The sequence below is a fragment of the Acidovorax sp. K2F genome (assembly GCF_025246485.1).
In the GTDB taxonomy this organism is placed as follows: Bacteria; Pseudomonadota; Gammaproteobacteria; order Burkholderiales; family Burkholderiaceae_C; genus Acidovorax; species Acidovorax delafieldii.
Genome location: NZ_JAOBSQ010000032.1, coordinates 197,365 through 216,495 on the forward strand (window position 1 = coordinate 197,365; position 19,131 = coordinate 216,495).

Annotated in this window: 20 protein-coding genes; all 20 read left to right on the forward strand. The window is 67.1% G+C overall.

Going from position 1 to position 19,131, the window contains the following annotated elements; all coding sequences use genetic code 11:
* Positions 1-14: 14 nt before the first annotated feature.
* Positions 15-1,217, forward strand: coding sequence for an ABC transporter substrate-binding protein (locus N4G42_RS11530; RefSeq protein ID WP_099730298.1), 1,203 nt, complete (start codon positions 15-17; stop codon positions 1,215-1,217).
* 96 nt (positions 1,218-1,313) lie between these two features.
* Positions 1,314-2,186 carry a branched-chain amino acid ABC transporter permease gene (locus N4G42_RS11535; RefSeq protein ID WP_056062878.1) on the forward strand — a complete coding sequence of 291 codons (873 nt, stop codon included), beginning with the start codon at positions 1,314-1,316 and terminating at the stop codon, positions 2,184-2,186.
* The gene (locus N4G42_RS11540; protein ID WP_056744784.1) at positions 2,183-3,154 is read left to right on the forward strand and encodes a branched-chain amino acid ABC transporter permease; all 972 of its coding nucleotides are present in this window, start codon (positions 2,183-2,185) and stop codon (positions 3,152-3,154) included. Before N4G42_RS11535 ends, N4G42_RS11540 begins: the two co-directional genes overlap by 4 nt.
* A complete protein-coding gene (locus tag N4G42_RS11545) occupies positions 3,144-3,905 on the forward strand; it encodes an ABC transporter ATP-binding protein (RefSeq protein WP_056744787.1) in 762 nt (253 codons plus the stop codon). Before N4G42_RS11540 ends, N4G42_RS11545 begins: the two co-directional genes overlap by 11 nt.
* Positions 3,902-4,639: an ABC transporter ATP-binding protein gene (locus tag N4G42_RS11550; RefSeq protein ID WP_260667255.1), complete on the forward strand. Its 738-nt coding sequence runs from the start codon at positions 3,902-3,904 to the stop codon at positions 4,637-4,639. The genes N4G42_RS11545 and N4G42_RS11550 overlap by 4 nt, the downstream gene beginning before the upstream one ends.
* 84 nt (positions 4,640-4,723) lie before the next feature.
* Positions 4,724-5,686, forward strand: coding sequence for a Bug family tripartite tricarboxylate transporter substrate binding protein (locus N4G42_RS11555; RefSeq protein ID WP_369816973.1), 963 nt, complete (start codon positions 4,724-4,726; stop codon positions 5,684-5,686).
* The gene (locus tag N4G42_RS11560) at positions 5,683-6,972 is read left to right on the forward strand and encodes a 3-isopropylmalate dehydratase large subunit (protein WP_260667256.1); all 1,290 of its coding nucleotides are present in this window, start codon (positions 5,683-5,685) and stop codon (positions 6,970-6,972) included. Before N4G42_RS11555 ends, N4G42_RS11560 begins: the two co-directional genes overlap by 4 nt.
* Before the next feature lie 139 nt (positions 6,973-7,111).
* Positions 7,112-7,630, forward strand: coding sequence for a 3-isopropylmalate dehydratase (locus N4G42_RS11565; protein ID WP_260667257.1), 519 nt, complete (start codon positions 7,112-7,114; stop codon positions 7,628-7,630).
* On the forward strand, positions 7,623-9,329 hold the full coding sequence (locus tag N4G42_RS11570) for a hydantoinase B/oxoprolinase family protein (protein ID WP_056062862.1): 1,707 nt from the start codon (positions 7,623-7,625) through the stop codon (positions 9,327-9,329). Before N4G42_RS11565 ends, N4G42_RS11570 begins: the two co-directional genes overlap by 8 nt.
* Entirely contained in the window at positions 9,326-11,398 is a 2,073-nt protein-coding gene (locus N4G42_RS11575; protein ID WP_260667258.1) for a hydantoinase/oxoprolinase family protein, read from the forward strand. The genes N4G42_RS11570 and N4G42_RS11575 overlap by 4 nt, the downstream gene beginning before the upstream one ends.
* Entirely contained in the window at positions 11,395-12,018 is a 624-nt protein-coding gene (locus tag N4G42_RS11580) for a cysteine hydrolase family protein (protein WP_260667259.1), read from the forward strand. The genes N4G42_RS11575 and N4G42_RS11580 overlap by 4 nt, the downstream gene beginning before the upstream one ends.
* Before the next feature lie 8 nt (positions 12,019-12,026).
* Positions 12,027-13,439 (forward strand): FAD-dependent oxidoreductase, encoded by a 1,413-nt coding sequence (locus N4G42_RS11585; protein WP_260667260.1) that lies wholly within the window; start codon positions 12,027-12,029, stop codon positions 13,437-13,439.
* A 4-nt stretch (positions 13,440-13,443) separates the two neighbouring features.
* Positions 13,444-14,307 (forward strand): oxaloacetate decarboxylase, encoded by an 864-nt coding sequence (locus N4G42_RS11590; RefSeq protein ID WP_260667261.1) that lies wholly within the window; start codon positions 13,444-13,446, stop codon positions 14,305-14,307.
* A gap of 104 nt (positions 14,308-14,411) precedes the next feature.
* Positions 14,412-14,954 (forward strand): peptide-methionine (S)-S-oxide reductase MsrA, encoded by a 543-nt coding sequence (msrA, locus tag N4G42_RS11595; protein ID WP_260667262.1) that lies wholly within the window; start codon positions 14,412-14,414, stop codon positions 14,952-14,954.
* 200 nt (positions 14,955-15,154) lie between these two features.
* Positions 15,155-15,580 (forward strand): Fur family transcriptional regulator, encoded by a 426-nt coding sequence (locus N4G42_RS11600; protein WP_121942906.1) that lies wholly within the window; start codon positions 15,155-15,157, stop codon positions 15,578-15,580.
* On the forward strand, positions 15,577-16,260 hold the full coding sequence (locus N4G42_RS11605) for an ATP-binding cassette domain-containing protein (protein ID WP_260667263.1): 684 nt from the start codon (positions 15,577-15,579) through the stop codon (positions 16,258-16,260). Before N4G42_RS11600 ends, N4G42_RS11605 begins: the two co-directional genes overlap by 4 nt.
* Entirely contained in the window at positions 16,257-17,495 is a 1,239-nt protein-coding gene (locus N4G42_RS11610; protein ID WP_260667264.1) for an FtsX-like permease family protein, read from the forward strand. The genes N4G42_RS11605 and N4G42_RS11610 overlap by 4 nt, the downstream gene beginning before the upstream one ends.
* 61 nt (positions 17,496-17,556) lie before the next feature.
* On the forward strand, positions 17,557-17,808 hold the full coding sequence (locus tag N4G42_RS11615) for a hypothetical protein (protein WP_260667265.1): 252 nt from the start codon (positions 17,557-17,559) through the stop codon (positions 17,806-17,808).
* 41 nt (positions 17,809-17,849) lie between these two features.
* Entirely contained in the window at positions 17,850-18,479 is a 630-nt protein-coding gene (locus N4G42_RS11620) for a DUF3299 domain-containing protein (protein ID WP_260667266.1), read from the forward strand.
* Between the two features lie 66 nt (positions 18,480-18,545).
* Positions 18,546-19,007: a hypothetical protein gene (locus N4G42_RS11625; RefSeq protein WP_260667267.1), complete on the forward strand. Its 462-nt coding sequence runs from the start codon at positions 18,546-18,548 to the stop codon at positions 19,005-19,007.
* Positions 19,008-19,131 lie beyond the last annotated feature (124 nt).

The window sequence follows — 19,131 nt, forward strand, 5'->3', positions numbered from 1 at the left end:
CCAGGAGAATGCCCATGAGTACTCGCCGCCATTTCATGTCCCAGTCGGCTGCCGCCGCGTCGGCGCTGGCCTTCCCATTGGTGGGCGGGGCGCAGGCCAAGTCCGTCAAGGTGGGGGTGCTGCACCCGGTGACCGGCGCACTGGCCTATTCGGGCCAGCAATGCCGCGAAGGCGCGATGATGGCCATTGAAGACATCAACAAGGCTGGTGGCATCAAGGCTCTGGGCGGCGCCAAGCTCGAAGCCCTGCTGGGCGATGCGCAGTCACAGCCTCAGGCCGGTGCCGCCGAGGTCGAGAAGATGAATGAAGCGGGCGTGTCCGCCGTGGTGGGGGCGTTTGCCTCGGCCATCTGCCTGGCCACTACGCAGGCCGCCGCCAAGTACAACCTGCCGCACATCGTGGATGTGGGCGTGGCCGATCAGATTGTGGAGCGCGGCCTCAAGAACACCTTCCGCTTTGGCCCCGGCTACAAGAAATGCGCCGAGACCGCCGTGGCCAACCTGCATGTGCTGAACACGGCGGCAGGCAAGCCCGCCAAAACAGTGATGATCATCCATGAAGAATCGCTGTTTGGCACCGGCACTGCACAGCTGCTGGCGCGTGAGCTGCCCGGCTACGGCTACGAGGTCAAGGAAGTCGTCAAGCACGCCAACCCCACGCGCGACTTCAACAACATCGTGCTGCGCATGAAGGCGATCAACCCTGACATCGTCATCCCCGCCAACTATTACAACGAATACGCATTGCTGGTGCGCACCATGCAGCAGCAAAAGGTCACGCCCAAGGCGATCTACTCGGTGTTGGGTGGGGCGGCGTCGAGCTACAAGTTCGTCAAGGAGTTTCCGGACGCTGCCAACGGCATCATCGACTGCAACCACTGGTTCAACCCCAAGGACAAGCGCGCGCAGGACCTGAAGAAGCGGGTCGAGGCCAAGGGCCTGTTCTTCAGCTACGAGCTGTTCATGACCTACACCTCGATGTGGCTGCTGGCCGATGCGCTGGAGCGCGCCAAGTCGATGGACCGTGCCGCCCTCATCGACGCACTGGAAAAGAGCACCTTTGCCGATCACATCATGCCGTACGGCCCGACCAAATTCGTCAATGGACAGAACCAGGGTGCCCAGCCGCTCATGACCCAGGTGCTGAACAAGGACATCAAGGTCATCATCCCGCGCGACTATCGCGAAGCGGACCCGCTCTTCCCGCTAAAGGCCTGACACCCACCACTTTTCGGCCCTGAATGCAGGGGCTGCGGGGCGCTCCCACGCGGAGCGCCAGGCCGCGCCTTTGCCTCAACGCCGGACTCCACACCTATGTTCGAGCTCAGCATCCTCTTTCCCTCCCTCCTGAACGGCCTGACGACGGGCGCGGTCTATGCACTGATCGCGCTCGGGCTCACGCTGATCTACGGCGTGCTGCACATCATCAACTTCGCGCATGGCGCGTCGCTGATGTTGGCGCTGTACGCCGTGTACCTGCTCAAGCAGCACTTCGGGCTCGACCCCTACCTGGCGCTGCCCATCCTGGTGCCTGGCATGTTCGCCCTGGGCTATGGCCTGCAGCGCCTGGTGATCAACCGCGCCAGCCACGGCAAGGACGAGAACATCCTGCTGGTCACGCTGGGCATCTCCATCGTGATGGAGAACCTCGCCCTGCTGTTCTTCAAGTCCGACACGCGCACCATCGAAACGGCCTACACGCTGACCACCGTCGCTGTAGGCCCCGCCATGATTGCGCTCCCGAAGCTGGTGGCCTTTGCCGGGGCGCTGGTGGTGTCGGGCGTCTTGCTCTGGATCGTCGGCAAGACCGACCTGGGCCGCGCCATCCGTGCCGTGGCCAAGGAAAAGCATGGCGCCAAGCTCATGGGCATCAACGTGGACCACGTGTACGCGATGAGCTTTGGCATCGGCCTGGCTTGCCTGGGGGCGGCCGCGTGCTTTCTGCTACCGGCTTACTACGTGAATCCGCAGGTGGGCAGCGGCTTTGTGCTGGTGGCTTTCACCATCGTGGTGCTGGGCGGCATGGGCAGCTTTAGTGGCGCGCTGGTGGGTGGGCTGCTGATTGGGGTGGTGGAGTCGCTGGGCGGCCTGTATCTGGGCGAATCGCTGGGGCAGATCGGCATCTTTGCCATCTTCATCGCGGTGTTGCTGTTCCGCCCGCAGGGCTTGTTTGGAGCCAAGGCATGAAGCAACTCTGGACCATTGGAGTGTTCGCGGCCATCGTGGCGGCCGTGACGGGCGTGTCGGACTCCGGCGTGCTGCTCAACTTCGTGATGATGGCGCTCTACGCCGCCTTGCTGGCCCAGGCATGGAACATCCTGGGCGGCTTTGGCGGGCAGTTCTCGTTCGGCCATGCACTGTTCTTTGGCACGGGAGCGTACATCCAGGCCATTGCGCAGATGCAAGGAGGCATCAACCCCTGGGTGGCCTTGCCCATGGCCGTGGCGGGCAGTGCGCTGGTGGGGTTGTTCGTGGGCGGGCTGTCGTTCCGCTACGGGCTCAAGGGTTCGTACTTTGCGCTGGTCACACTGGCCTTTGCCGAGGTGTTCCGTATCCTGGCGCTGTCGGTGCCGTTCACCGGGGCGGGTGTGGGCCTGATGCTGCCGCTCAAGGAATCTCTGGGCAACATGCAGTTCGGATCGCGCAAGGGCTATGTGTTTCTGATCCTGGCGCTGGTCACGCTGGCGCTGCTGGTGAGCTGGTGGCTCAAGAACTCGCGCTTTGGTGCCTGGCTGCAGGCCGTGCGCGACAACGAAGACGCGGCGCGCGCCATTGGCGTGAATCCTTTCAACGTGAAGATGGGCGCGATTGCACTGTCGGGTGGTTTCATGGGCGCTGCCGGTGCGTTTTATGTGCAGGTGTTCCAGTACATCGACCCGGGCATTGCCTACGGCTCCGTCACGTCGGTAGAGGCCCTGGTGGCCGCCATCGTGGGCGGTATCGGCACCGTTTGGGGGCCCGTGCTGGGCGCCCTGGTGCTGCACATCCTGGCCGACATCACGCGCAACCTGTTCGGGCAGCTGCCAGGCATCAACATGGTGATCTACGGCGTGGTGCTGGTGCTCATCGTGATGTTCCTGCCGCGTGGTATCGCAGGCATTGGGCAGTCGGTGGTGGCGGTGTGGAAACGTTCGGGAGGCCGCCATGGCCAATGACCTGTTGCAGCTCAGTGGCCTGAGCAAATCCTTCGGCGGCCTGAAAGCCGTGCAAAACGTGAGCCTGGCGGTGCCAGAAGGTTCGTTAACGGCGCTGATCGGCCCCAATGGCGCAGGCAAGACCACGCTGTTTGCACTGATGTCGGGCTTTGTACGGCCCGACGCAGGCACGGTGCGCTTCGCAGGCCAGGACATCACCGCCCAGGCGCCCCATCTCAATGCCCGGCTGGGCATGACGCGCACCTTCCAGATCGTGCAGCCGTTTGCGGCACAAACCGTGCGTGAAAACATTGCCGTGGGCGCGCACCTGAAGGAGCCCAACCGCCGCGCGGCGCTGGCATTGGCGAGCGACGTGGCCGCCCGCGTGGGCTTGTCGCCCCAGCTGGACAAGCCTGCAGCCGACCTCACGGTGGCGGGCCGCAAGCGGCTGGAGCTGGCGCGCGCGCTGGCGACACAACCGCGCCTGCTGCTGCTCGATGAAGTGCTGGCGGGCCTTAATCCCCAGGAGATTGCCGAGATGATTCCCGTGGTGCGCGGCATCGCCGATGGTGGCGTGACCGTGTTGATGATCGAGCACGTGATGCAGGCCGTGATGAACCTGGCCGAGCATGTGTGGGTGCTGGCGCAGGGCCAGTTGATTGCCGAGGGCAGCCCGGGCGTGGTGACGTCCGACGAGCGCGTGATCGAGGCCTACCTGGGCCACGGCACGGCGGCGCGCCTGCGTGCCGCTGCCGCGAAGGAGGCCGCATGAGCATCGCCGTCCCATCGTCCGCATCCAGCCCCTTGCTCAGCGTGGCGGGCTTGCGCGGCGGCTACGGCCGCGTCGAGGTCCTGCGGGGCGTGGACCTGCAGGTCCAGCCCGGCGAGACCGTGGCGCTGCTGGGCAGCAACGGCGCGGGCAAATCCACCTTCAACAACGTCGTGTGTGGCATTTACAAGGCCTGGGACGGTACTGTCGCTTTTGGCGGTGCGGACCTGAGCGGCGCGCACTACACCGAGGTTGTCAAGGCCGGGCTAATCCAGGTGCCCGAAGGGCGCAAAATTTTCCCGAACCTCAGCGTGCTCGAAAACCTCTCGCTGGGCAGCTTCACCCGCGCGCGGGAGCGCCGGGCCGACAACATTGACAAGGTGTTTGCCACCTTTCCACGCCTGAAGGAGCGCACCACCCAGCTCGCGGGCACCATGAGCGGCGGCGAGCAGCAGATGCTGGCCATTGGCCGGGGCCTGATGGCCGAACCCCGCCTGCTGATCCTGGATGAGCCATCTTTGGGCCTGTCGCCCCTGCTGGTAGAGGAGATGTTCGGCCTGATTCGCCAGCTGCGTGCCACCGGGCTGGCAGTGTTGCTGGTCGAGCAGAACGTGGGCCAGTCGCTGGAGATTGCGGACCGTGCCTACGTGATGGAAAACGGCAGCATCCGCTTTTCTGGCGCGCCCGACGAACTGCTGCGCAGCGACGACCTGCGCCGCGCCTATCTGGGCCTTTGAATCCCATGCTCCTCGCCCGTGCCATCCCGTTTGACCAAGGCACGGTGATGCCTGCGCTGTGACTGAAGAAGGAGACACCACACCATGATCCAACGCCGCAGAATCCTCCAAGCTCTTGCCCCTGTGCCGGCCGTGCTGATGGGCGGGCGGGCCTTTGCCCAGTCCGCGCCCATCCGCATCCTGGTCGGCGCCCCGGCCGGCGGCTCCACCGACACCCTGGCGCGCACCCTGTCCATCGAAATGGGCCGCCTGCTGGGCCGCACCGTGATCGTCGAGAACCGGCCCGGTGCGGGCGGCAACATTGCCGCCGACGCGGTGGCCAAAGCCGCACCCGATGGCAACACGCTGCTCATGAGCTTCACCAGCCATGCCATCAACGCCAGCCTTTACCCCTCGCTGCCGTTCGACCCTGTCAAGGACTTCACCCCGCTGACCTGTGTGGCCACCTCGCCCTCGGTGCTGGTGGCCCACCCCACGCTGCCTGCCAAAGATGTGCGTGAGCTGATCGCACTGGCCAAGGCCAAGCCTGGCAAGCTCAACTTTGCGATTGGCGCGGTGGGTTCATCGCTGCATCTGGCGGGCGATGCCTTCAAGATGCAGTCGGGCGCCTACATCGTCAACATTCCGTACCGGGGCACTGCGCCAGCGTTGCAGGATGTGCTGGCCGGGCAGGTCGACCTGATGTTCGCCGCCGTGGGCAATGCACAGGCGCAGATCCGCGCGGGCAAGCTCAAGGCGTTGGGCGTGACCAGTGCCAAGCGCCTGCCCGCCTTTCCGGATGTGCCTGCGATTGCTGAGGTGCTGCCGGGCTACGAATCCAGCGCCTGGTTTGGCCTGTTTGGCCCGGGGCAGATGAACCCCGAGCTGGCCAAGCGCCTGAGCGATGCCGCACGCCAGGCCATTGCCACCCCCGACGTGAAAAAGCGCCTGGAGCTGGAGGGTGCCGTGCCCGTGGGCAACAGCCCGGACGAGTTTGCGCGCTTTGTGCAGGCTGAAATCCCGCGCTGGGCCAAGGTGGTGAAGTTTGCCGGAGCCAAACCCGAATGACCGCCACCCCTGATGTTGTGGCCAGCACCCTGGCCCAGAAGCTGGTGGCCCGCGCCAGCGGCCGCGCCAGCGTCACACCCGGTGAAATCGTGAACTGCCGGGTGGATCTCGCCATGTTCCACGACTCGTCCGGCCCCCGGCGCCTCAAGCCCATGCTCGACGAACTGGGCGCGCAGATCTGGGACAAATCGCGCGTGGTCCTTGTCATGGACCACTACCTGCCCGAGCGCGACGAAGAATCCCGCCGCATCGTGCGCATCGCCCGCGACTGGGCGCGCGAGCAGGCTTTGCCCCATGTGTATGACGGCCAGGGCATCTGCCATGTGGTGGTGCCCCAGCACGGACATATCCGCCCCGGCATGTTCTGCGTGGGCGGCGACTCGCATTCGCCCACAGGCGGTGCTTTTGGTGCCTACATGTTTGGCATCGGCAGCACCGAGATGTTGGGCGTGGTGGTGACCGGCGAAATCTGGCTGCGCGTGCCCCACACCCTGCAGATGCATTGGAGCGGACAGCTGGCCCAGGGCGTGACGGCCAAAGACATGATGCTGCACATGATTGGCCGTTTTGGTATGAACGGCGGGCAGTACCAGGCCGTGGAGTTTGCCGGCCCCGCCGTGCAGGCGCTGGGCATGCAGGAACGCATGACGCTCTCGAACATGAGCGCCGAGCTGGGCGCCCAGGCCGGGCTGATTGCCCCCGACGCCACCACACGCGAGTGGTTGCGGGCGGCGGGAGTGCCCAACGCAGACCTTCAGGGGCTGGATGCCTGGCGCACGGATGAAGGCGCAGCCCTCACGCGCCACACCTTCGACGCCACCACGCTCACGCCGCAGGTCGCCGCGCCCCACAGCCCGGCCAACGCCGCCCCCGTGGCACAGCACGCAGGGCAGGGCATCGACGTGGCCTACATCGGCGCCTGCACGGGCGCCAAGCTGGACGACCTGCGCGCTGCCGCCTCGGTGCTGCGTGGCAAACGCGTGGCCAGTGGAGTGCGCCTGATGGTGGCCCCTGCCAGCCAGCAGGACCAGGCCGCTGCGCGCGACGAGGGCGTTCTGCAGGTGCTGCAGGACGCGGGGGCCGAACTGTTCCCTACCACTTGCGGTGCCTGCGCCGGCTATGGCGACACGGTGGGCGATAACACCAAGGTCATCTCCAGCACCGCGCGCAACTTCAAGGGCCGCATGGGCTCGGCCACCGCGCAGGTGTACCTGGCATCGCCCTACACCGTGGCGGCCTCGGCCCTGCGGGGCTTCATCACCGACCCCCGCGAGGTGCTCGCATGAGCATGATTCCCCCCCTGAGTCGCTTCGCGCCTTCCCCCTCTCTCGCTGCGCGGGAGGGGGACGCCACCGGAGGCCTGGCAAAGCCAGTTCCACGGTGGCACTGGTCTGGGCCTTGCCGGTTTCATACACAGCGCGTTGGATGAACGAAATGACGAATATTCACAGGGTATGGCGCCTTGGCGCTGACATCGACACGGATGTACTCGCCCCCGGCCATGCCATGAAGCACGGCCTGGACGTGCTGGCGCGCCACTGCCTCGAATCGGTGCGGCCAGATTTCGTGGGCGGCGTGCGCAAGGGCGACGTGATCGTGGCCGGGCCCAACTTCGGCATTGGCTCCTCGCGCGAGCAGGCGGCTGCGGTGCTGGTGCGGCTGGGCATTGTGGCGGTCATCGCGCCGTCGTTCAGCGGCCTGTACTTTCGCAACGCCTTCAACCTGGGCCTGCTGCTGCTGACCTGCGCCGAGGCCGATGCACTGGGTGCGCTGGGTGACGGCGATGCCGTCACGCTCGACTGGCAAGCGCCCGCTGTCATCACCCCCCAGGGCCGCGCTCTGGCCTGCGATCCGATTCCCCCGTTTCTCATGGACATGGTGCGCGCTGGCGGTCTGCTGAACCAGCTGCGCACCCGCTTTGGCAAGGAGGCCCTCAATGGCTGAACACAACACCACCACCGCACCGCCCTCGATGGACCCTGTCACCCTGGCCGTCTTGCGCGGCCGCCTGGAGCAGATCGCGGACGAGATGGACGCCACGCTGTACCGCAGCGCGTTCAACCCCATCATTGCCGAGGCGCACGATGCCTGCCACGGCCTGTACGACGCCATCAGTGGCGACACGCTGGTGCAGGGCAAATCGGGCCTGCCCGTGTTTGTGGGGGCGATGGCTTTCGCCGTGCGTGCTGCCATGCGGGCAGCGGGCGAGCGAGGTGGCATCACAGCGGGCGACACCTGGCTGTTCAACGACCCCTACGAAGGCGGCACACACGCCAATGACTTCAAGCTGGTGCGTCCCTTCTTTCGCGGTGGCACGCTGTACTGCTTTCTGGCATCGGCCGCGCATTGGCACGACGTAGGCGGCAATGTGCCCGGCAACTACAACCCGGCCGCTACCGAATGTTGGCAAGAGGCCGTGCAAATTCCGCCCGTGCGCATCGTGCGCAGCGGCGTGTTCGATGACGATGTGCTCGCCATCCTCAAGGCCAACACCCGCCTGCCCGACAGCCTGTGGGGCGACCTGAACGGTCAGCTGGCCGCGCTGGACCTGGGCGAGCGGCGCCTGCACGACCTGCTGGACCAATACGGTGACGCCCTGGTGCAACAGGCCATGGGCGAGCTGCGCACGCGCGCCGTCAAGCTCATGCAATCGCACATCGCGGCGCTGCCCGACGGGCGCTACAGCTTCAGCGACATCCTAGACAACGACGGCGTGAAGGATGAGGCGCTGACCATCGCCCTCGACATGACGGTGCAGGGCGAGCGCCTCACGCTCGACTTTTCGCGCACCTCGCCGCAATGCGCCGGGCCGGTCAATATTTCGCGCGCCACGGCGATTGCGGCGTGCTACGTGGCGCTCAAGCATTTGTTTCCCGATGTGCCTGCCAATGCCGGTGTGCTGGACGCGGTGGACTTTGTATTGCCCGAGGGGCTGGTCATCAGCGCCGCACGGCCGCGCCCCGTGGGTGGCTACACCGAGACCATCTTGCGCATGATCGATGTGATCTTCAGCGCCACAGCGCAGGCCGACCCCAAGCGCGCCATGGCCCAGGCCTACGGCACCATCAACGCGCTGTCCATCGCCGGGCTGCGCACCGACGCCGCGCGCAAGGGTCAGCGATGGGTCATGTTCAGCTTCTTTGGCGGCGGCCACGGCGGGCACAGCGATGGCGATGGCCTGAGCCATGGCAATGCGCCCATCTCCACCGCCACCATCCCGCCGCTCGAAATTCTGGAGGCTGCGTACCCCGTGCGCTTTACGCAATGGGCGCTGCGCCCTGATTCGGGCGGTGATGGCGAGCACCGCGGCGGCTTGGGTGCGATCTATGAAATCGAGCTGCTGGAGCAGGACGCCGAGGTGTTCATTTTTGGCGAGCGCGGCAAGGCCGCACCCCAAGGCATTTCGGGCGGTAGCGCCGGTTCCATGAACGTCTTCAGCTATGAAAACAATAGTGAATGGAAGCAGCCACCCATGCGCTCCAAGATGATCGGCATCCGCCTGAAGCAGGGCGAGCGCGTGCGGCTGGAAACCCCCGGTGGCGGTGGCTACGGTGTGCCGGCCGCACGGGCCGCAGCAGCGCGTGATAAGGATTTGGCGATGGGCTACGTCACTGCCCCCGCCACAGCGAAAGGCAAGGCATGAGCAGCGGCAAGGTTTCGGATCAGGCTTCGTATGTGGTGGGTGTGGACGTGGGCGGCACGTTCACCGACCTGTTTGTACTGGACGAGCGCGATGGCAGCGCCCGCATCGTCAAGGTGCCCAGCACCCGGGGCGAGGAGGCGCGCGGTTTCATGAACGGCGTGGCGCGCGTGGCCGACTCGGCCGCGCAGATCGCCACCATCGTGCACGGCACCACCGTGGGCACCAATGCGCTGCTGGAGCGCAAGGTGGCACGCACCGGCATCATCACCACCCGCGGCTTTCGCGACGTGCTGGAGATGCGCCGCCGCGACCGGCCGCAGACCTGGGGCCTGCGCGGCAGCTTCGAGCCCATCGTGCCGCGCAACCTGCGCCTGGAGGTGGACGAGCGTGTGCTGGCCGATGGCACGGTGCACACGCCCGTGGACATCGAGCAGGTCAAGGCCCAGGCGCGCGCGCTGCTGGAGGCGGGCTGCGAGGCGGTCTGCGTGTTCTTCATCAACACCTACGCCAACCCCGCCAACGAGCAGGCCGCCGTGGCCGCCGTGCGCAGCGTGTGGCCCAACCCACATGTGACGGCCGCCAGCGAGGTGCTGCCCGAAATCCGCGAGTTCGAGCGCTGCTCCACCGCCACGCTCAACGCCGCCCTGCAGCCCGTGGTGGGTAGCTACCTGGAGCGGCTGGAGGGCGACCTGCGCACGCAGGGCTTTGGCGGCGAGCTGCTCATCGTGCAAAGCAACGGCGGCGTGATGTCGCGCCAGACGGCTTGCGATGTGCCCGTGCGCACCGCGCTCTCGGGCCCGGCGGCGGGCGTGATTGCCTGCGCGGCGATTGCGCGTGCGGCAGGCTTCCCCGAAGTGATCACGGGCGACATGGGCGGCACCTCGTTCGACGTGTCGCTGGTGGCCAAGGGCGAGGCGGCGTTGGCCGCACAGACGGCCATTGAATTTGGCATGGTGGTGCGCTCGCCCATGATCCAGATTGAGACCATTGGCGCGGGTGGTGGCTCGATTGCCTCGGTGGACGCCAGCGGCATGCTGCAGGTGGGCCCCGAGTCGGCCGGCAGCATCCCCGGCCCGGCCTGCTATGGGCGGGGCAATACGCGCCCCACGGTGACGGATGCCAACGTGCTGCTGGGCCGTATCGCCGCCGACCGGCCCCTGGGCGGTGGCCTGCTGGCCGCCATGGACGCGCAAAAGTCGCGCGACGCCATCGAGACCCACGTGGCCCGACCCCTGGGTCTGGATGTGATGGCAGCCGCCGAAGCCATCCTCACGGTGGCCAACGCCAAGATGGCGGGCGCCGTGCGCGTGGTGTCCATCGAGCGCGGGCACGACCCGCGCCAGTTTGCCTACATGCCCTTTGGCGGCGGCGGCGCACTGCATGTGTGCGCCATGATGCGCGAGGTGGGCGTGGGCACGGGCATCGTGCCGCGCTACCCCGGCGTCACCTCCGCCCTGGGCTGTGTGATGGCTGACATGCGCCACGACGCGGTGCAGACGCTGAACAAACCCCTGGTCGACCTGGACGTGGCCGACCTGCGCCAGCGCGTGGCCACACTCGCAGCCACCTGCCAGCAGCGCCTGGATTCAGCGGGCGTGAAGTTTGTGGAAGTGCAGGAAATCATTGCGCTCGACATGCTCTACGCCGGGCAGACCCACACCGTGCAGGTGCCCGTAGCAGCCGACGCGCTGAGCCACGAAGGCATCCGCGCCGCGTTCGAGACCGCCTACCGCGCCGCTTTTGGCCGTGTGCTTGACGGCATTGCCGTGCGGGTGATGAACCTGCGCTATGCCCGCGTGGGCGTGCGCCCCAAGTTCGACCTGACGGTGCTGGCACCGCAGACCACCACCGTGAACCCGTCGCTGGGCGTGCAGCGCGTGTTCCACGCCGGCCGCTGGTGGGACGCCGCGCGCCACGCACGGCTGGACCTGCCCGTTGGCACCCGCATCGACGGCCCCGCCATCCTGGAGCAGCCCGACACCACGGTGTGGCTGGAGCCTGGCTTCAGCGCCACGGTGGACCCGCTGGGCAATCTGCTGGTGCGGGCCGACGGGGAGGGCGCAGCATGAGCCACAGTGCCATCGACCCGCGCCACACGGCGCTGGTCATCATCGACCTGCAAAACGACTTTTTGGCCCCGGACGGCGCCTACGCGCGCGGTGGCGCGGTGAGCGCTGCCGCCCAGGCCTTGCCACCCCGGGTGGCAGCGGTGGCCAAGGCACTCAAGGCGGCGGGCGGCATGGTGGTGGGCAGCCAGTTCACCCTGTGGCCTGACGCGCAGGGCGAGCCGATGGTCTCGCCCCACCTCAAGGCCTTGCGCCCGTTTCTGCGGCGCGGCGACTTTGCGCCCGGCAGCACAGGCCAGGCGCATGTGGCCGAGATCGCACCGTGGGTGGACGTGTCGGTGTGCAAGGTGGCGTATTCGGCTTTCTTCAACACCCAGCTGGACTGGGTGCTGCGCCGCGCAGGCATCACCACCGTGGCGGTGTGTGGCATCGTCACCAATGGGGGCGTGGCCAGCACGGTGCGCGATGCACACATGCGCGACTACCAGACGCTGGTGCTGTCCGACGGCTGCGCGGCCTTCAAGCAGGCAGTGCACGACACCTCGGTGGCCGACATGGCCAACGTGGCCCAGGTGCTGACCTGCGCCGACTTTGTTGCCGCTGTGGCCGCCCCTTCCGCATGAATGCGCCCATGAGCACACCCCGCATCTGCCATGCCGAGCACATGCCCGGCACCGTGGCGCAGGACGCACATGTGCCAGTAATCATCGTGGGCGGCGGCGCCTGTGGCCTCACGGCGGCGCTGATGCTGCACGACGCCGGTGTGGACTGCGCGGTGCTGGAGCGCGATGCCACGCCGCTGGGCTCGTCGGCCCTCTCATCCGGCTTTATCCCCGCGCCCGGCACGCAGGCGCAGCGCGCGGCGGGCATTGATGACAGCCCGGAGCGGTTTGCCGTCGACATCAGCGCCAAGGCCAAGGGCAGGGCGGCGCCCCATTTGGTGCAGGCCTATGCCCAGGCCATCGGCCCGGCGCTCGACGCACTGCAAGACCGCCATGGCCTGCAGTGGCAGGTGCTCGATGGATTTTTGTACCCCGGCCACAGCGTGCGCCGCATGCACGCCACGCCCGAAAAAACCGGCGTGGGCCTGATGGGCCGCCTTGCCAACGCGGTGACGGCGGTGGACATTCCCCTCATCACCGAAGCCACCGTGCGCGAGCTGTGGGTCAATGCCCAGCAGCGCGTGATCGGCGTGGGCTACGAGCGGCCTGATGGCACCCTGGAGCACCTGGCCTGCGACGCACTCATCCTGGCCTGCAACGGCTTTGGCGGCAATCCGTCCATGGTGCGCGAGCTGCTGCCCGAGATGCGCGATGGGCTGTTCGCCGGCCACACCGGCAACGACGGTAGCGCCATCGCCTGGGGCCAGGCGCTGGGCGCACGGCTGGCGGACCTGGGCGGCTACCAGGGCCACGGCTCCTGGGCCATTCCGCAGGGCGCGCTGATCTCGTGGGCGCTGATGATGGAAGGCGGCATCCAGGTCAATGCGCTGGGCGAGCGCTTTCACGACGAGACGCAGGGCTACTCCGAGGCCTCGGTGCATGTGCTGGCGCAGCCGGGCGGCGTGGCGTGGAATGTGTTCGATGCGCCCATCCTCGCACTGGCGCGTGGATTTCCGGACTTTGTCGATGCCGAGGCAGCCGGTGCGGTAAAGCACTGTGACAGCGTGCAGGCGCTGGCGGCATTGATCGGCTGCGATGAATCAAAATTGATAGCAACCCTGGCAAGTACTACTAGCGCTAGCGGCCAGAACGACCACAACCGACGTGTGTTTGCCCGCCCATTGCAGGCGCCGTTCTGCGCGGTCAAGGTGACCGGCGCGCTGTTCCACACCCAAGGCGGGCTGGACATCGACGCCCAGTGCCGCGTGCTGACGCAGACCGGCCAGCCATTCCCCAATCTTTTGGCCGCAGGCGGCGCGGCCCGTGGCGTGTCGGGCGATGCGGTGTGGGGTTATCTCTCCGGCAACGGCCTGCTCAGCGCCGTGGCCGGTGGCTACATCGCTGCGAACACGGCGGCCGGGCTGAACCGTCAGAAAGTGTGAAGACATGACCCCCCCATCGTTGAAAGAACGCCTTCACGAACCCCGCGCCATCCTGGCCCCCGGCGTGTACGACGCCCTGAGCGCCCTGGTGGCAGAGCAGGCGGGCTTCGAGGCGCTGTACCTCTCAGGCGCGTCGATTGCCTACACCCGCCTGGGCCGCTCCGACGTGGGCCTGACCACCTACACCGAGGTGGAAGACACCCTGGCACGCATCACCGAGCGCGTACCCACGCCGGTCATCGTCGATGCCGACACCGGCTTTGGCAACGCACTCAACACCCAGCGCACCGTGCGCGGCTTTGAGCGTGCGGGCGCCGCCATGGTGCAGATCGAGGACCAGGGATTTCCCAAGCGCTGCGGCCACCTGGACGGCAAGACGGTGGTCCCGGTGGGCGAGATGTGCGGCAAGCTCCACGCTGCGCTGGACGCGCGCCGCAGCGCCCACACGCTGATCCTGGCCCGCACCGACGCGCTGGCCGTGGAGGGCATCGACGCCGCCTTCGACCGCGCCGAGGCGTACCTGGAATGTGGTGTGGATGCGCTTTTCATCGAAGCCCTGCGCACCCCCGAGCAGATGGACGCGGCCTGCCAGCGCTTTGCCCACCGCATCCCGCTGCTGGCCAACATGGTCGAAGGCGGCAAGACACCGATCCAGAGCGCGGCCGAGCTGCAGCAGCGCGGCTTTCGCATCGTGATCTTCCCCGGCGGCACCGCCCGCGCCGTGGCGCACACGCTGCAGGGCTACTACGCCAGCCTGCACACGCACCAGACCACCGCGCCCTTCAAGGACCGGATGATGGACTTTGACGGACTGAATGCGCTGATCGGCACGCCCGAACTGATGGCACAGGGTCGCCAGTACGAGTAGCCCCCCAAGGGGTAAAGGCCAATGCCCCCGCCCGCACTGCGGCGGGTGAGGGCGCGTACCATGCCGTGGATCTTTTCCCCTGACTTCACCGCATGGAGACCCACATGGCCCACAACCAACAAACCATCACCCTGGGCGGCGGCTGCTTCTGGTGCACCGAAGCCGTGTTCGACCGCGTGCGCGGCATCACCGATGTGGAAAGCGGCTACACCAACGGCCACACCATCAACCCCACGTACGAGCAGATCTGTGAAGGCGATACCGGCCACGCCGAGGTGGTGCGGCTGACGTTCGACGCCGACGAAATCAGCCTGGAAGAAATTCTGGAAATCTTCTTCCACACCCACGACCCGACCACGCTCAACCGCCAGGGCAATGACGTGGGCACGCAATACCGCAGCGGTATTTACTACGACAACCCCGAACACGGCGAAATCGCCAACACCATGATCCGCCAGATGTCGCAAGACAAGCTGTTTGGCGCGCCCGTCACCACCGAGGTGAAGCCGCTGTCGAACTACAGCACGGCCGAGGCCTACCACCAGGATTACTTTGCCAACCACCCCAACGCGGGGTATTGCGCGTTTGTGGTGGGGCCGAAGGTGGAGAAGTTTCGCAAGACGTTTGCGCGGTATTTGAAGGGCTGACGCTGACGCGCTGGCGGCTGCCAGAGGGGCGGGATCCGGGGTTTGCGCTTCGGGTTCAATGCTTGGAGGGAGCAAATTCGCTCAGAGCGAGGCCGCATGCAGGCATAATGCAACCCGATTGCGTTATGCGCAGTTCATGCGCACCACCCATGTCTTCCCCGTCCCCCCAAAGTCTCCAGCCTTGGTCGCTTCCCCACGGCATGCGTGCCACCCGCGCCACACGGGCGTTGGCTGCCGTGTACGAAGCCCGGCCGGATGCAGCCCTGTCGGAGCCCGAGGTTGAAGCGGCCTTAGCTGCAGCGGGCGTTGCGGTCAACAAGGTCACGGTCTACCGCATGCTCGATCGTTTTGCCGCCGCCGGCCTGCTGCACAAGCAAGTCGATGCCGCCCGGGTGACGCGCTACGCTTTAGCCCCACAAGGGGAAGAGGGTGCCGCACCGCGCTTTGAATGCGACGACTGCCACCGCCAGTTTCGCCTGTCGCAGGGTTCGGCCAAGGTGCAGACCGCCCTCAAGCAGGTGCTGCAGGCGCTGGCCACCGCAGGACACGAAAGCCTGGCGGTGGACATTGCAGTGCACGGGCGCTGTGCCGACTGCGCGCACCCGGCAGAGGGCGCTGCCGCATGATCCGCACCCGGGGGCTTTCTTACACCTATGCCACGGGTGGCGCCGCGCCGCTGCGCTTTCCGGATGTGGACCTGCGCCAAGGCGGCACGCTGCTGCTGCGCGGGCGCTCGGGCACCGGCAAGTCCACCTGGCTGGCGCTGATGGCGGGCTTGCGCGGCGCCAGCGGGGGCGATCTGTTTGTGGCGAGCACCCAGCTGGGCACGCAGCGTGGGGCCGAGATCGATGCCTGGCGTGCCCGCAACATCGGCTTTCTGCCGCAAAAGCTGTACCTCAGCAGTGCACTCACCGTGGCGGACAACCTGGCGCTGGCGTACTTTGCAGCCGGGCTGCCGCGTGACGATGCGGCCATCCACCGCGCGCTCACCCAAGTGGGCGTGGCCGAACTGGCCGCCCGCAAGCCGCACCAGCTCTCCAGCGGGCAGGCGCAGCGCGTGGCTCTGGCGCGGGCCGTCCTTTTGGCGCCGCAGGTGCTGCTGGCTGACGAGCCCACGGCCAGTCTGGACGACGAGGCGGCGGCCGACGCATTGGCCCTGCTGCAGCACAGCGCCGCTGCCTGCGATGCCAGCCTGGTGATTGCCACGCATGACCAGCGTGTGGTGTCCGCCCTGGCAGGTGTCCAGACCCTCAATTTGAATGAAATCGGCACGGAGCGCCGGTTGAATATGCCTGAGCAGCTATGAATTCAGGAGTGTTCAAACTCGCCCGCCTGTCCTGGCGCTACCTGTGGTCCCGACCGCTGGCCGCCGTGCTCAACCTGCTGGTGCTCACGCTGGGCCTGGCCGCCATCACTTTGGTGCTGCTGGTGGCCACGCAGCTCGACAAGGCGTTTGAACGCGACCTGAGTGGCATCGACCTGGTGGTGGGTGCCAAGGGCAGCCCGCTGCAGCTGATCCTGGCGGGCGTGTTCCACATCGACGTGCCCACGGGCAACATCCCGCTGCAAGAGGTGCAGGCGCTGCAGAAGAACCCGCTGGTGGCGCAGGTCATCCCGCTGAGCCTGGGCGACAGCTACCAGGGCTTTCGCATCGTGGGCACCACGCCCGACTACGTGGCGCACTATGAGGCCCAGTTTGCCGAAGGCGCGCTGTGGCAGCAGCCCATGGACGCGGTGCTGGGCGCCAGCGTGGCGCGGGGCATTGTCAAAGCCAGCCATCAAGGCGCGCCGCTGGTGGGGGCCACCTTCATTGGCAGCCACGGCCTGGGTGGAGGAGGGCACGCCCATGGCAACCACCCCTACCGTGTGAGCGGGGTGCTTGCGCCCTGCGGCTGTGTGCTGGACCGATTGATCCTGACCAGCACCGAATCCGTCTGGATGGTGCACGAGACCGCCACGGCCAACGATGCTGAAGACCTGGAAATCATGAAGGAAGAGCGTGAGGTGACCGTAGCCCTGGTGCGCTACCGCACGCCCATGGCGGCCATCACGCTGCCACGCCTGATCAACGGCGGCACCTCGATGCAGGCGGCGGCGCCCGCCATCGAGGTCACGCGCCTGCTGCGCCTGCTGGGCGTGGGTGCCGATGTGCTGCGCGCCTTTGGCGGCGTGCTGCTGGCCGTGGCTGCGCTCAGTGTGTTCATCGCGCTTTGGAATGCCGTGCGCGAGCGCCGCGCCGACCTTGCCATGCTGCGCATGCTGGGCGCGCCGCCAGGCCGTGTGGCCGGGCTGGTGCTGTGGGAGGCGCTGTGGCTGGCCGCGCTCGCGTCCATCCTGGGGCTGCTGCTGGGCCACGGCCTGGCGCAGGCCTTGGGCTGGGCATTGCAGGCGCAGGGCTTGCTGCCGGTGACGGGCTGGATCTGGCTGCCCGCCGAAGCCGGGGTGCCGCTGCTGGCCGCAGGCGTGGCGGCCTTGGCGGCGCTGCTGCCGGCCATGCAGGCCTACCGCACCGATGTGGCCGACTTGTTGAGCCAGCCCTGATGCGGCCCCCCGAGTTCTGACCTCCATAAACCCTCTAGCCACTCAACCTGAAAGTCTTTCCATGAAAAAACTTTTCGCTGCTCTCGCCCTGGCCCCCATACTGCTCGCCGGTGCCCTGGCCCACGCGCAAGCCCACAACGACAAGGACACCCAGGAAGACGTCGCCCGCCACCGTGCCATGGCTGCCGCCCACGAGGCCGCCGCCAAGTGCCTGGAGTCCGGCAAGGGCCACGACCAGTGCCAGAAAGACCTGCAGGCGGCGTGCAAGAACCTGGCCATTGGAAAATACTGCGGCATGAAACACACACATTGAGCGCCTGTTTTTTTGATGCTCGTTCGCCCGGAGTCCCCGCCATGTCCTGCACCTTGAAACCCTTGCCCATCCCCGGCCTGATGGCTCGCGTGGCTTGTCTGGCCGCCACGCTGGTTCTGGCAACCGGTGCGCACGCGCAGCAAGGCGGCGCCACCAAGCCCGCGCCGGGCGCTTTTGAGCGCGCCAAGGAAGGCGCGGCCGCAGCGCCAGTGCTGTCGTCGCCCCTGCCTGCGGGCGCTGGCACTGTCGTGCCATCGGGGTCGGGGGCGGGCTACCACAGCCCCAACAGCCCGATTGCCCCGCTGCCCCAGCGCAACGACGTGGTGCCCTGGTTGGTGCTGACCGACCTGAGCAAAAAGACCACCAAGGACGGCATCCTGCCCGTGTTCAACGATGCCCAGAAAGGCATGGACAAGACCACGCAGCGCATTCAGGGCTTCATGGTGCCGCTGGACGCCAAGCCGACGCAGACGCACTTCATCCTCACCTCCGTGCCGCTGACCTGCTCGTTCTGCACGCCGGGCGGGCCCGAGAGCATGGTCGAGGTCAAGGCCAAGACGCCCGTGCGCTATTCGCTGGAGCCCGTGGTGGTGGAGGGCAAGTTCACCGTGCTCCCTAATGACCCCTACGGCCTGTACTACCGCGTGGTGGACGCGGTGCCGGTGAAATAATCCACGGCTTTTGGCGCTGCAGGCGCTACAGCCTCCGCCGCAATCCTTTTCCCTTTCGCTCCTGACGTGACCCGCGCGCTTCTTCGCCCCCAGTACCTGCCGTCCGCCGCCCTGCGCGGCGCAGCGGTGCGGCGCATGGCGTTGGCGTGGCTGCTGCTGGCATTGGTGGTGGTGCCCACGCTGGGTCGGCTGCACCAGGTGGTGCACGGCGGCGCGCTGGACCAGGCGCATGCCGGGGTGCTGGCCGCGCCCTCTTCGTTGCCCGGGCAGCCGGCGTGGGACCTGGCCCCCACTGTGCGCCCCGCTGCCACACCCGGCCACGGTCTGTGGCTGCCCTATTTGCTGGCCCACCACGCGCCGGTGGACTGCCTGTTGCTCGACCAGCTGGCGCTGGGCGACGCATTGCATGCCGCCCCGCTGGCGCTGCCTGCGGCCGATGCGCCACTGCCGCCGGCCGTGCATGCGGCAGGGCGGGCGAGCACACCCCACATTGCGCTATTCCACGCGCGCGGCCCACCGGTCGCCTGACGCGCAGCGCACCTCCAGCCCCACCTTCTCAGCCGGCGTACCCGCTGTGTGCCTTGCAGGGCAACGCGGCGGTGTTGCGCCTGCTGGCGCAGGGCGCGGTATGCAAGCCGATGTATGCAGGCCG

Bases quoted from the DNA above. Each gene is read 5' to 3' on its own strand.
- N4G42_RS11530 (WP_099730298.1), top strand. From the start codon at position 15: ATGAGTACTCGCCGCCATTTCATGTCCCAGTCGGCTGCCGCCGCGTCG.
- N4G42_RS11535 (WP_056062878.1), top strand. From the start codon at position 1,314: ATGTTCGAGCTCAGCATCCTCTTTCCCTCCCTCCTGAACGGCCTGACG.
- N4G42_RS11540 (WP_056744784.1), top strand. From the start codon at position 2,183: ATGAAGCAACTCTGGACCATTGGAGTGTTCGCGGCCATCGTGGCGGCC.
- N4G42_RS11545 (WP_056744787.1), top strand. From the start codon at position 3,144: ATGGCCAATGACCTGTTGCAGCTCAGTGGCCTGAGCAAATCCTTCGGC.
- N4G42_RS11550 (WP_260667255.1), top strand. From the start codon at position 3,902: ATGAGCATCGCCGTCCCATCGTCCGCATCCAGCCCCTTGCTCAGCGTG.
- N4G42_RS11555 (WP_369816973.1), top strand. From the start codon at position 4,724: ATGATCCAACGCCGCAGAATCCTCCAAGCTCTTGCCCCTGTGCCGGCC.
- N4G42_RS11560 (WP_260667256.1), top strand. From the start codon at position 5,683: ATGACCGCCACCCCTGATGTTGTGGCCAGCACCCTGGCCCAGAAGCTG.
- N4G42_RS11565 (WP_260667257.1), top strand. From the start codon at position 7,112: ATGAACGAAATGACGAATATTCACAGGGTATGGCGCCTTGGCGCTGAC.
- N4G42_RS11570 (WP_056062862.1), top strand. From the start codon at position 7,623: ATGGCTGAACACAACACCACCACCGCACCGCCCTCGATGGACCCTGTC.
- N4G42_RS11575 (WP_260667258.1), top strand. From the start codon at position 9,326: ATGAGCAGCGGCAAGGTTTCGGATCAGGCTTCGTATGTGGTGGGTGTG.
- N4G42_RS11580 (WP_260667259.1), top strand. From the start codon at position 11,395: ATGAGCCACAGTGCCATCGACCCGCGCCACACGGCGCTGGTCATCATC.
- N4G42_RS11585 (WP_260667260.1), top strand. From the start codon at position 12,027: ATGAGCACACCCCGCATCTGCCATGCCGAGCACATGCCCGGCACCGTG.
- N4G42_RS11590 (WP_260667261.1), top strand. From the start codon at position 13,444: ATGACCCCCCCATCGTTGAAAGAACGCCTTCACGAACCCCGCGCCATC.
- msrA (WP_260667262.1), top strand. From the start codon at position 14,412: ATGGCCCACAACCAACAAACCATCACCCTGGGCGGCGGCTGCTTCTGG.
- N4G42_RS11600 (WP_121942906.1), top strand. From the start codon at position 15,155: ATGCGTGCCACCCGCGCCACACGGGCGTTGGCTGCCGTGTACGAAGCC.
- N4G42_RS11605 (WP_260667263.1), top strand. From the start codon at position 15,577: ATGATCCGCACCCGGGGGCTTTCTTACACCTATGCCACGGGTGGCGCC.
- N4G42_RS11610 (WP_260667264.1), top strand. From the start codon at position 16,257: ATGAATTCAGGAGTGTTCAAACTCGCCCGCCTGTCCTGGCGCTACCTG.
- N4G42_RS11615 (WP_260667265.1), top strand. From the start codon at position 17,557: ATGAAAAAACTTTTCGCTGCTCTCGCCCTGGCCCCCATACTGCTCGCC.
- N4G42_RS11620 (WP_260667266.1), top strand. From the start codon at position 17,850: ATGTCCTGCACCTTGAAACCCTTGCCCATCCCCGGCCTGATGGCTCGC.